The 12726-nt window shown below is 42.2% G+C and carries 11 protein-coding genes; 3 read left to right on the forward strand and 8 right to left on the reverse strand.

The genetic code is table 11. From position 1 onward, the window contains the following. Window positions 1–136 precede the first annotated feature (136 nt). From fabD to plsX, 3 genes are all read right to left on the reverse strand, one after another. A complete protein-coding gene (gene fabD, locus IQ230_RS06330; protein ID WP_193931207.1) occupies window positions 137–1018 on the reverse strand; it encodes an ACP S-malonyltransferase in 882 nt (293 codons plus the stop codon). Window positions 1019–1043: 25 nt separating this feature from the next. Then, a complete protein-coding gene (locus tag IQ230_RS06335; RefSeq protein ID WP_193931208.1) occupies window positions 1044–2060 on the reverse strand; it encodes a beta-ketoacyl-ACP synthase III in 1017 nt (338 codons plus the stop codon). Window positions 2061–2212: 152 nt separating this feature from the next. Further along, window positions 2213–3259 carry a phosphate acyltransferase PlsX gene (plsX, locus tag IQ230_RS06340; protein WP_193931209.1) on the reverse strand — a complete coding sequence of 349 codons (1047 nt, stop codon included), beginning with the start codon at window positions 3257–3259 and terminating at the stop codon, window positions 2213–2215. 324 nt (window positions 3260–3583) lie between these two features. On the opposite strand from plsX, the gene IQ230_RS06345 reads away from it, so the two are divergent. Continuing rightward, on the forward strand, window positions 3584–4894 hold the full coding sequence (locus IQ230_RS06345; RefSeq protein WP_193931210.1) for a D-alanyl-D-alanine carboxypeptidase: 1311 nt from the start codon (window positions 3584–3586) through the stop codon (window positions 4892–4894). Window positions 4895–4941: 47 nt separating this feature from the next. Here IQ230_RS06345 and IQ230_RS06350 read toward each other — a convergent pair whose 3' ends face one another. From IQ230_RS06350 to metG, 4 genes are all read right to left on the reverse strand, one after another. Beyond that, window positions 4942–5265 (reverse strand): tetratricopeptide repeat protein, encoded by a 324-nt coding sequence (locus IQ230_RS06350; RefSeq protein ID WP_193931211.1) that lies wholly within the window; start codon window positions 5263–5265, stop codon window positions 4942–4944. 132 nt (window positions 5266–5397) lie between these two features. After that, window positions 5398–6552: an LPS export ABC transporter periplasmic protein LptC gene (gene lptC, locus IQ230_RS06355; protein ID WP_193931212.1), complete on the reverse strand. Its 1155-nt coding sequence runs from the start codon at window positions 6550–6552 to the stop codon at window positions 5398–5400. 24 nt (window positions 6553–6576) lie between these two features. After that, entirely contained in the window at window positions 6577–7227 is a 651-nt protein-coding gene (locus IQ230_RS06360) for a LabA-like NYN domain-containing protein (protein ID WP_228054639.1), read from the reverse strand. Window positions 7228–7392: 165 nt separating this feature from the next. Then, window positions 7393–8997 (reverse strand): methionine--tRNA ligase, encoded by a 1605-nt coding sequence (metG, locus tag IQ230_RS06365; RefSeq protein WP_322742303.1) that lies wholly within the window; start codon window positions 8995–8997, stop codon window positions 7393–7395. A gap of 383 nt (window positions 8998–9380) precedes the next feature. Between metG and IQ230_RS06370 the strand changes: the two genes are divergently transcribed. Continuing rightward, window positions 9381–10127: a lysophospholipid acyltransferase family protein gene (locus IQ230_RS06370; protein ID WP_193931214.1), complete on the forward strand. Its 747-nt coding sequence runs from the start codon at window positions 9381–9383 to the stop codon at window positions 10125–10127. A gap of 185 nt (window positions 10128–10312) precedes the next feature. Beyond that, window positions 10313–11134 carry an alpha/beta fold hydrolase gene (locus IQ230_RS06375; RefSeq protein ID WP_193931215.1) on the forward strand — a complete coding sequence of 274 codons (822 nt, stop codon included), beginning with the start codon at window positions 10313–10315 and terminating at the stop codon, window positions 11132–11134. Between the two features lie 17 nt (window positions 11135–11151). Here the strand turns inward: IQ230_RS06375 and IQ230_RS06380 are convergent, their stop codons facing one another. After that, window positions 11152–12630, reverse strand: a complete 1479-nt coding sequence (locus IQ230_RS06380) for a CIA30 family protein (RefSeq protein ID WP_193931216.1) — start codon at window positions 12628–12630, stop codon at window positions 11152–11154. Window positions 12631–12726 lie beyond the last annotated feature (96 nt).

Below are 12726 nucleotides of genomic sequence, written 5' to 3' on the forward strand. Positions count from 1 at the left end.
GGGTAAGGGGTGAGGGGTGAGTTTAAGAGAGTTATGAGTTAAGAAAATTCTTTTAATAAATGCCTCCGGCACCTTTCTTCGCTTTCCAAAACTAGTCACTCACCCCTCGATCCTCACTCCTCATCCTAATTAATTGCTAAGCAGAGAGATCTGCAGCACTACTAATATTCTTTAAGATTAATTCAGAGTGGGTGCGTTTGATCAAACCAGTTAGCACATTACCAGGACCAATTTCCACAACTTGCTCAATACCCTCCTGACGGAAGCACTCAGAAGTTTCACGCCACCTAACAGCACCAGTCATCTGCCGACGCAAGCGTTCTTTGAGCACGTCGCCGTCAATAGATGGAGTTGGTTCAACGTTTGATAGTACAGGTACTTGAGCCGAATTAAAAACTACTGATTTTAGAACTTCCTCAAATTCAGCAGCAGCAGCAGCCATTAAAGGCGAGTGAAATGCTCCTGATACATTTAGGGGAACAGCACGCTTTGATTTTACCTGCGATAGTACTTTGTTTACGGCTTCAGGTGTTCCCGAAATCACTGCCTGGGCGGCGCTATTGTCATTTGCTAGGACAACATCGGGAGTTTGTTGAATTTGCTGTTCAAGTTGGTCGCGGTCAAAGCCAATCAAAGCTGCCATCATACCACCAGCAGCATTGTCCATCAATTCGGCTCGCCGCTTGATCAAGGTTAATCCTGCAGCCCAATCATAAACTCCCGCAGCATACAGGGCGATATATTCTCCTAAACTATGACCAGCAACAAGATCAGGATGTTGACCTTGTTGTTGCATTAAGTCAGCAAGAATACTTTCAATCACATAAAGACAAGGCTGAGTGTAAAGTGTACGGGAAACTTTATCGTCCTCACTTTGACAAATTTCAGTCACTGACCAGCCTAAGATTTCTTCAGCTTGGGCAAATTTCTGTTGAGCTGCGTCTAGTTCTAACAAATCGATTCCCATACCAATTTTTTGGGAACCTTGTCCTGGAAATACCCATGCAGTCTTAGTCATTTTTTTAGCAATTAGCTGTGAGTCATTAGTAATTAGGATCAGGTTTATCTGTGCCCCATTCAAAGATTGCAGCACCCCAAGTCAATCCAGCACCAAAGCCAGAGGTTGCAATAATGTCACCAGGTTTGATTTTACCTGCACGCACAGCTTCATCAAGTGCTAAAGGAATAGAAGCAGCTGAAGTATTGCCATGATAGGCAAGATTGCTGATGACTTTGTGGTTGGGAATATGCAGGCGTTCGGCTACAGCGTCGAGGATGCGTTGATTTGCTTGGTGTAGTAGTAGCCAATCAATTTGCTCAACTTTGAGATTAGCGCGAAACAGTGCCTTATCGATGACTTCTGGAACACGCTGTACTGCAAAGCGATAAACCTCTTTCCCATTCATTGTAATCGGTTGGTAATTTCCTTTAGCAACATCAATTTCATTAATGAGTGGTTGAGGCTGTGGGCTGTAGGCAAGATTAAGGCATTGATTTTGCGTGCCGTCACTTTTCAGTTCAAATCCTAGTAAGCGATCGCGCTTGGTAGCTTGCATTACTACGGCTCCTGCACCATCACCAAACAAAACACACGTCCGTCGATCTTCCCAATCTACCCAACGTGAGAGAATGTCTGCTCCAATTAAAAGAATATTTTGGTAAACACCGGTTCTGATGTACTGTGCAGCAGTCACCAATCCAAACACAAATCCTGAACAAGCTGCTGTCATGTCGAAGGCAACGGCTTGAGTTGCGCCTAAAGCTGCTTGAATCTGACACGCACTGCCAAATAAATCGTCAGGAGTTGAAGTTGCCAGAATAATTAAGTCAATGTCTGGTGGTGTAATTCCTGCCATGACGATCGCCTGCAAAGAGGCTTGAGTTGCGATCGCTTGCAAAGAGTCATTCGCTGCTGCTAACCGTCGCGAACGAATTCCTGTTCGTGTTGCAATCCATTCATCTGAAGTTTCCACGAGCTGACTGAGTACTTGGTTGCTTAGGGAATTAGTCGGTACTGCTGAACCACTCCCTGTAATTGCTACCCCAAAATTTTGCAACATTCTTCTCCATAGTTCAGATGTGGGTTGTGAAGATTTTAGAGAGCGAGTGAAAGAGGGGTGAGGAGTGAGGGGTGAGGAATTTTGAATTGAAGATTTTTCTTAACTCAACACTGATTACGAGTAACTCCTAGTCTCCCTCAGCTCTAAAAACCCTAACCCCTGATTCCCGATTCCTGATCTGTGACCTCTAAATTTACGCCTCTATTTTGTGATTGAATTCGCTCCAATACTTGATTATCAATTGCTTCTTTTGCCAAGCGAATGGCATTAAAAATTGACGGTGCTTGGGAACTGCCGTGACTGATGATACAAACTCCAGCTACACCAAGAAGCAATCCTCCACCGTGTTCTGCATGATCAATCCGCTGCTTGATCCGCTTTAGGTTTGATTTGAGTAGAGCTGTACCAATTTGTCCGTGCAAACCTTGAGGTAACTCTTCTCTAAGAATTTGAATTGCGACCTCTCCCACAGCTTCAGCAAACTTCAACAAGACATTACCAGCAAAGCCATCACAGACAATCACATCAAATTGACCGGAAAGGACATCTCGACCTTCCGCATTTCCGATAAACGAAATATTATTGTTGACTTTCAGTAATTGGTGAGTCTTCACTGCCAAGTCGTTGCCTTTAGATTCTTCCTCGCCGATGTTTAACAACCCTACCTTGGGCTGCACGATTCCTAATACGTATTGACTGTAAATCGTTCCCATCAGCGCAAACTGCTCTAAAAACTTAGGACGACAATCTACATTTGCTCCCACATCAAGAATGAGTACTGGCTTACTGGCAATCATTGTTGGCAAAACTGCACCAATAGCAGGACGATCAATCCCCCGCAGGCGTCCCAAGCGTAGCAAAGCAGCTGCCATTGCGGCTCCAGAATGACCAGCCGAAACCACCGCATCTGCTTGTTTTTGTTTTACTAAGTCCATCGCTACATTAATTGAAGCCTTTGGTTTGCGTTTGATAGCACTAAGCGGCTCCTCATGCATTTCTACCGTTCCTTCTGCTGGAACGATGGCGATTTGGTCTAAACGATTTTGGTGTAAAACAGATTTAATTTGCTGGGGATCTCCCACCAAGACAACTTCTACTCCTAATTCCTCCCGTGCCCGCAGTGCGCCAGCAACAATTTCGGTAGGAGCATAGTCCCCCCCCATAGCATCAATTGCGATCCGTGCGCGAGTCGCTCCCATTGCTCAAAGTTCTAGAAACCTACAAAATTCTATCAGATTAAGCGTTATCGGTTGGGAATTAAAAGTTTTGGAGAAGATGAATATCTCACTCAGATACTTCTACAGCAAGGGCTAGAGCATTTTAGTTCAAATTAGAGAAAATCAACAAAGTAAGGAAAAAGATGTTTCAGAGTTATTTTTCACTCTGCAGCTCTTAAGCTACTTGTTTCTTTTCAAGGTTGAAACTCTTGACCTTAGTTGATCGACACGTAATAGAGTTAAAATTATTTCCTGAATTGGAATTGACACTTCAGGTTTTGAATTGAGCACTGCTGAGGATCAAGAATGCTGCAGCTATTCGGGTCAGGACTGGTTTCACTGTGGTTGGAAATGGCAGGGTTGCAACCTAAGCCCGTAGACGCTTTGGATTTTTTTACTCTCAATAGTCGTCCTGGTTTAGTTCTGACACCTGATACTCATCCTTTTGCAGCCAACACCGTACAAGAGTATCTACGGCAATTGGAGACGACTGGACTGGTTAGTAATGCTCAAGGCATCTGGCTGCAGTCTGGACCGGTACTACTCGCGAACAATCAAGGAACTGAGCCTTTACCTGCCGCTTCGATTACCAAAGTGGCAACTTCACTTGCTGCTTTAAAAACTTGGGAACCTAATCACCAATTTGAAACTCTTGTTGGAGCAACTGGATCAATCAACAATGGTGTCTTACAGGGAGATTTAGTCATTCAAGGAGGGGGCGATCCTTTTTTTGTGTGGGAAGAAGCGATCGCACTCGGTAATAGTCTCAACCGCATGGGGATCAAGCAGATTACAGGAAACTTAGTCATTAGTGGCAATTTTGCCATGAACTATAAAACAAATTCTTTACAAGCTGGTCAATTGTTACAGCAAGCGCTCGATGTCACAACCTGGTCGCGAGAAGCAACTACACAATACTTAACGATGCCCCCAGGAACCCTACGCCCACAAGTCGTGATCGCGGGTACTGTTCAAGTCGCATCTTTACCAAATCCCAAACAAATCTTACTCATGCGTCACCGTTCGTTACCCTTGTCAGAAATTCTCAAGGAAATGAACATCTATAGCAACAACGAAATGTCGGAAATGCTAGCCCAAAATCTGGGAGGGGCACAGGTAGTGCAATCTATAGCAGCCACTGCTGCGGGAGTACCGCCACAAGAGATTCAATTAATTAATGGTTCAGGCTTAGGAGTCGAAAACCGCATTTCACCAAGAGCCGCTTGCGCAATGTTAATGGCAATTCAACGCGAGTTACTGCCTTCCCAACTGAGTGTCGCCGATTTATTTCCCGTCTCAGGACGCGATCGCCGCGGCACAATGGAAGCGCGACGCATTCCCCAAGCTGCTGTGATTAAAACAGGGACTCTTCGTGATGTCAGTGCTTTAGCCGGAGTTATGCCTACACGCGATCGCGGTCTGGTTTGGTTTGCCATCATCAATCGCGGCACTAATGTCGAAGGTTTACGTACCAGACAAGATCAACTCTTGCAACGCCTGTTAACGCAATGGCAAGCTGCCTCTACAACTCCTGCGGCAATTACTCCTAGATCCTTAAATAACACTCCTACCCCACTTGGTGCAGCAAGTCGTAATGAAATTTTATATGGGGGTTAACCAGCAGTAGATCAAAAGTTATCTTCTGTAGTCAATAATTTATCTGCTTAGGTGTGTAGAAATCCTTGTCTTCTAGCCTTCTGATACCACTTTTCTGCCTCTGCTTGAGACGCATCAATATCAGGAGCGCCCATCATAAATATACAACCTAAGTTATTTGCAGCTAAGCCATAACCTTGATTAGCTGATTTCTTGTACCACTTCACTGCTTCTGAGATATCGCAATCTAACCCAAGTCCTAAATGGTACATATTAGCAATTATGCATTGCGCTTCAGCGTTTCCTCGATCAGCAATGGGTTTCAACAACTCAAATGCCTTGGTATAGTCTTCAGATTTAAACGCGGTTATGCCTTTCTTTAAGCCAGGCATATTGGTTAGACTCCTTGAGAAGTTTTTGAGTGAGAGAGGTTTCAACCAAGGAAAAATTTTGTTATTGTGCGTGACACTTAACTTAGTTTAAGCCGACTTGTTTTTTTGGGTTACTTATCAGATTGCTGGTAACTAAGGAATGATCTCAGTTACGACTCTATTACCGCTACCACTCCTAACAACAAGACTTTCATCTTGAAGTTTGCCTACAGCTTTATCACCAGTAAAGCTTACTGGCGGTTGAGTTTGACGGTAAACAACATTACCTTGGGCTTCAACTAACTGAGTAGGAATTGTCCAAGTTAGCCTTTGAGAATTAATTGTCTGACCTTTCTGTCCAGATCCTGCAACATCACCATTAAGATAAGCAATCTGCTTTTGCAAATCCATTCGCCCTTGTTTTGCTGTCATCGTCATTTTTTCTTGATGATGTACAATTCGGACTGGCTGATCGGTGGTGACAATTTCTGTATTCAGATCCCAAACGGCGGAGTTGCTGGCAACTTGTACGGGTGGATTGACAAGTGCAAGTTGGGCATTTTGTTTTAAGGTAGCGACGTTGGTTTTTAAACTGAACTCGCCAGAATTAGCAGTTGATCTTGCTGTAATTTTTTTGTCTTGATAACGGTCAATTGCGATCGCGCGATCGGCAATGAATTTTTCCTCCTCAATCAACCACGTCAAATGTTCAGTCCGCAGTTGTGTGGCGGGGTTAGTTGTATTAGCAACGACTTTCCCTTGTAACTCAACGTGCTGTTTGCGGGTAAATACCCGTGCTTCTTGGGCTACGGCTTGCACCTGTTTATGACTACCAGTGATTTGATTGCGGACGATCAATAAATCTTTTTCGGGAAGCCATTCCAATTCATTCCCACGCAGTACTAAACCACTTTTAGGATCTGTCGCAACAATTTGCCCTTTGAGGAATAGCTGTTTCCCATCTTGATGAACTTCCCCTTCCTGGGCTTTGATTTGATATACAGGCTTACCATCTTGGAATAGCTCGCCTGTAGGATTTTTGACCTGTGCTACTTGTCGATCTTGACTGTATGACGCTTGCGCAGCATTAACTTTCCAGACAGTCTGCCCTTGTTCGTCTGCTTGTTCCAAATCAACGTTATTGAACGTTAATTCAGTGTCAATTTTTTGTACTGTCGTCGTGTCTTCAGATAGCTTGTTCGCAGTTTGATTTTGACTTTGACAACCCATAGCCGTTAGTAGCAGCACTACTAGAAGTTGTGCCGTGAAGCTACGGTGAATAGAGAATAAGAGATAGAAACGATTCATATCTCTATCTTCGCTCGTTATTCTTCACTCTTGTGAAGTTGGAATAATATTTGGGATTCCATCAGGCGCCAGTCCCTCTTGTGAGGGTTGCTCAATAATATTCATTGTGGGAATTGGACGATAGAGATAGTCTTGTCTTGGAGTTTTCTGAATATCGTCTTTGATCGACTCTAAATCAATGTAGCGATCTGAAACATTAATCAAGCTATCGCTTGTCATTGTCCGTAAACTGACAACTTCGACTCGCGCCCCACGATAGCTAACCGCATTTGCCGCATAAGCGAGATCGCCATCGCCACTAACCAATACTGCGGTGTCGTAGGAATCGACTAATGCCATCATGTCCACAGCAATTTCAACGTCTAGGTTTGCTTTCTTCGAGCCATCCGGTAGCTGGACTAAATCTTTAGCAATGACTCTGTACCCATTACGCCGCATCCACAATAAAAAACCTTGTTGCTTTTCGTTGGTACGGTCTACGCCTGTATAAAAAAACGAGCGCAACAGCCGAGAACCACCAGTCAGCCTGCATAAGAGTTTTGTGTAGTCAATTTCGATACCTAACTGCAGCGCAGCGTAAAACAAGTTAGATCCATCAATAAAAATGGACACCCTACCTCGATTCTCTAGCACCTGTTCGGGCGTGAAAATCGCATCCGATTCAAAATTTAACATGATTTATTATGCCTCGATGTTATTAAACCTTTTTATTTATAAAAAATGATTGTTTTAGATAAAGTATGTTACACCAAACTGTTATATTTTACTGACAATTTATATTAAGACTTGATTATGTTTTGCCATCATAAAGTTGTCAGCATTAATATATTCAGTAAGCTACTAAATTGTTTGTAGCAACTCAAGTCTTTGAAAAACAGGTTTTGGAGTACCTAATTTTTGCTCTACGCTTAATAGTCCCCACTGAGAGTGGGACTTAAATGGTGTTAAAGTAGCAATTTGTGTTTTTTCATTGAAATTTATTGCAAAACCAAGTTGTTGATAAATCTTGCTTGACACGTTTGGAATGATTGGTGATAGCAAATATGCTGCTAATCTAATAGATTCCAATACAGTGTATAGCACTTGCTCTACTTGTTGCTGATGTCCTTGTTTATAGAGTGTCCAAGGTGCTTGTTCGTCAATAAACTTATTACCAGCCCGTACTAAAGACAAGATAGCATCACAAGCTTGGTTAAAAGCTAACGCTTCATAATTCTGTTTGACTTTTTTTTCTAAAGCTGAGCCAATTGCCTTTAATGGATGGTCTGAGGATATATCATCACTAGAACAATCAGGAATATTGCCATTACAGTATTTCTTCACCATATTTAATGTACGGTTTAGTAAATTGCCTAAATCATTGGCTAGATCTGCATTTAGTACATTAATAAAGCGAGTTTCGTTAAAATCTCCGTCTTTTCCAAATTCGATTTCTTTAAAAAAGTAATATCGCACAGCATCCGCACCATAGCGTTCAACTAAAGCAATGGGATCAAGCGTGTTGCCCAAACTTTTGCCCATTTTTTGACCATCTTTAGTCAAAAATCCATGCACGAAGAGTTTGTGTGGAATGGATAGCCCCGCAGACATTAGCATCGCGGGCCAGTAAACCGCATGGAACCGCAAAATATCTTTGCCGATTAAATGTAAATTGATTGGCCACCATTGACTTAGGGCATTTTCTAAATTTGGCTCGTCTTCGGGATTGAGTAAAGCTGTAATGTATCCAATTAAAGCATCGACCCAAACGTAGATTGTTTGTTTGGGATCAATTGGTACTGGAAAGCCCCACTGTACGTTTACGCGTGAAATTGAAAAGTCTTGTAGTCCCTGACTAACAAAACTGAGGACTTCATTGCGGCGACTTTCAGGTTGAATAAAATCTGGATTTTGTTGGTATAGTTCTTCTAGCTGTAACTGATAGCGCGACAGGCGAAAAAAGTAATTTTCTTCATCGCGCCACTCAGCTGGCTTATTGGTGTGGATTGGACAGCGATGTCCATCTAGTAGTTCGCGTTCTTCTTTGAACTCTTCGCAGGCAACACAATACCAGCCTTGTTGTCTACTTTTGTAAATATCTCCTTGATCCCAAAGGCGTTGAACAAAACTTGTGACGATCGCTTCGTGTTTGACGCTTGTTGTACGAATGAAGCTATCGTACTGAATATCTAGTTTTTCCCATAAGGCAACAAATCCCGCCGCAATTTCATCGCAGTAAGCTTGTGGCGATCGCTCTTTACTTTCTGCCGTACGCTGAATCTTTTGTCCGTGTTCATCGGTTCCTGTCACTAACATGACAGACTTGCCTTGTAACCGCGCAAATCTTGCTAGGATATCGGCTGCGATTGTTGTGTAAGCACTACCGATGTGTGGTAGGTCATTCACATAATAAAGTGGTGTTGTCAGCGCGAATTTTGTTGTTTTACTCGCAGATATCATGCAAATTTTATAAATAAATTTGAAATTTTCTTTATCATACCTCAGAGTCTCTGAGTATGTATTTTTGTTACCAAATTCTATTAGTAATGGCGTCTCCTAGCGCTAGGATTAGGAGATAACAGAGTAATAATGAAGCAGTTATAAATAATAGCGAAATATCAAGATAAATGCTGTTAAAATTAGACGATTATCTCAATTTTAAGGAATTTATCCTTAAAAAGATACCAGAAAATGATGCCTCTTCCAAGACTCAAACTAAAGATAAACAAGTTTGTGACAGTTCTTACTTCTGGTACTCACTGCCAAAGATAAATAAATGTAACAATTTAGTTAAGTAAAGCTAATTAGCTTTACTTACGTCCTAGAAAGCACAATCGATATTGCAACGCATGAGTGCAAACAACGCCTTGCAGGTTTCTCAAGGGTTTCTCACTGCGGTGGGAACTCAAATGTTTCGTTATTACGAGGATCACATTCCTCGTGGTGGTCCTGTACTCGTGGTGAGCAATCATCGCAGTTTCATGGATGCGCCAATTCTTATGACAACTCTAGAACGACCAATTCGCTTTGCCTGCCATCACTATATGGCTCAAGTGCCAATTATGCGAGAAATTGTCACAGATTTGCTAGGATGCTTTCCGCTAGAGGCAAAAGGAAAAAGACAACAAGGCTTTTTTGAGCAAGCGTTAAGCTTGTTAGATACTTCCCAAGTCGTTGGCATCTTTCCTGAAGGGACAAAACCGATGGTAACGTTCACACAGCCCGATCATTTAGGCAAGTTTCATCGTGGTTTTGCGCATTTAGCTTTACGGGCTAATACATCTAGTGTCGTGTCATCAGGACAAAATTTGACGATTTTACCAATAGCGATCGCATCATTAGAAGAAGTGAACACTTCAGCAGTACCTCTAAAGTTACTCAGTTTATTTGATCCTTCTGAACCTTTATTTAACCAGTCTAGTTGGCATCCATTAGTCATTTATCGTCGTGTCGCAGTTTTAGTTGGTCGTCCGTATTGGGTTTCACAGCATCAGCAGATGGAATACCAAGGCAAGCAGGCAAAAGAAATAGTGGCTGAACTAACTCACTACTGTCAAGACGAGATAGCACAACTGTTACGTCAAGGATTTTATTAAGGATTAAAGATATTGCAATGGTTGCTTTATGGTAGAAATCTAGCACTCGGATTTTTTTGTGTATTCGATACGTCATAAATTTTTAACATTTAATGACTGAATAAAGATTAAAGTTCGATATCATTCCTGTCCCTTGACCTTTGACTTAATTTACAGCAGATTTTTAAGTTGATTCAAATTTAACAATGTCAGAAATTAATAGAAAACCTGTTTTTTTGACACCTAACAAAGTTCAGCCGCATTATCCTTTGTTTGTATTCTTACCTGGTATGGATGGAACTGGGAGATTGCTGCGATCGCAAACTGAAGGTTTAGAAGTTGGGTTTGATGTGCGTTGTTTATCAATTCCTCTGGATGATTTAACAAGCTGGGAAGATCTTACTCAACAAGTTGTTGATTTAATTGAGCTAGAAATTGCCAAAAATCCTCAACGACAAGTTTATCTGTGTGGGGAATCATTTGGTGGGTGCCTGGCAATCAAAGTTGCACTATACTCACCACAGCTTTTTGACAAGATTATTTTAGTCAATTCAGCATCTTCTTTTCATCGTCGTTCTTGGTATAGCTGGGTATCGCAGTTAATTAATGTCGTACCTCGTTGGTTGTTTCCCTTTGGCGCATTAGGACTGCTAGCAGTCCTCGCCTCCCTTGATAGAATTGCTCCAGCAGATCGCCAAGATATGCTTCATACAATGCGTTCTGTTCCACCAGAAACAGTTTTGTGGCGGATAACTTTGGTAAAAGAGTTTGATGTCAGTGATGTGCAGTTACGCCAGTTAACTCAACCTATTTTAGTTGTTGCTAGCAAGCGCGATCGCCTCTTGCCATCTGTTGCTGAAGCACACCACCTCTCTCAAGTTTTAGATAATGTCAAAACGGTATTCTTACCTTACAGTGGACACGCTTGCTTAGTAGAAGAAGACATTAACCTTTACGACATTATGCAGATAGAGGATTTTCTAGATCGTGCAAGTCAATCAGAATTACCCTATGTAGTTGATTATTAAAACGATAACGACGAGTGTTAATCGGGTTGCAAGTGAGAAAAGGAATTTCCACTAGAACTTGGAGTTCCACCTTCTGCTTTGACTTCAAACGTTGCGTTACAAGCTTGGGGTTGTTCTAACACTTGCAAGCAAAGTTCAGCAATTGAATCGCGGCTAACTTTACCCTTAATACTGTCGCCCTGATCGAAAGTTAATGATTGTACTCCAGTTTCCTCTGTTAAAGCACAAGGACGAATAATTGTGTAAGGAATACTACTGTGTCTTAGAGATTCTTCTCCGCGCCACTTCCAAGTTAAGATACCACCTAGCTGATCGTTTAATCTTACCGCTGGAGGTTCTTCCTCTAAGTTAATTCCTGGGCGTCCAGGACGAGTTACTCCCGCCGAGCTAATTAAGATAAACTGTGGTAACTTAGCACCACCATAAGCTTTAATTGATTCGATTTGTAATGCAAAGCCACCAGGCGTAAACCGTGGGTTGAGTTCGCCATCATACTCAAACTTACTTAACATTAATTGCAACGAAGCAATTCTACTTGCATCAATCTTAGGTGCATCTTTTAAGGTTTTGGCACGAAATACTGCAGTTAAATCAGCAAAGGGAATACAGATATCCATCCAAGTATTGCTAACTGTATCGAAGGAATAGGAATAAGCTGTACCATCCCACTTAGTATCTATACGAATGAAGCACTTATAGCGTTTGCCGTCACCTCTAACACGTAGTTTAATACCTTGATAGCCAGATAAATTTAATGCTGGCTCAAAGTTTTTAGTTCTGACAGAAGCAAAGCCACCTGAATTTGCAGTAGATACACAACCAGTAAACAATGCAGTATCTTCAACAAATCTAATTTCACTTTGACTTACACCGCCCATTACAACATCATCTACAGCACCCCAAATGCGTTTTAACTCCTCGGAGGGATGTACGAAATCAAAGATTAGCTTTTCATCAGCAGGAATCGTAGCAAAATGTTTTGCCGCTACTTCGACTAAGTTCTTGACACCTAAGTATTCTACAGCTTCTGGAGTATCGCCAACGATTTCAGGTTGGTAAAACTTGATGCCTTGATTGTATTTCGCACGATCTGGGGTGTCTCCTTCCACAGGTTGAACGCGCACTGCAGTACAACAAATAACTGCTGTGACATCTGCCATCATTTCTAAGGTGAGAGTTTCTGGTTTTGTGATGTCGCCAACATAGAGTTCAACACTATCGCCGAGTATTTCCTTTGCTTTTTCAGCGTTGCGGACAAGCGATCGCACTTTGTAACCACGCGCAGTTAGTCTTTGTACTACGCGCCGACCAACACCACCTGTCGCCCCAGCGACTAACACGACTCCCACTCTTTTCTCTCCTGTTGGTACTACCTGAGAATCTTGAGATCCTGACATAAACCGCTGTATCCAACCAACAAAAGGAATAACCTCAAAAAAGGTCAGGGTTTGTACAAACCTACCCAGATCCCATTGAGAACGATTTGTTTGAGTCATAAGTAACGTCCTCTCTGCTTTTCTTAGTGTAGCTGTTCGTGTAGGTAAGCAGAGGAGACAAAGGAGTTATGAGTTTTGAGTTTAAGAGAGTTGAGA

The organism is Gloeocapsopsis crepidinum LEGE 06123 (genome assembly GCF_015207655.1).
Lineage (GTDB): Bacteria > Cyanobacteriota > Cyanobacteriia > Cyanobacteriales > Chroococcidiopsidaceae > Gloeocapsopsis > Gloeocapsopsis crepidinum.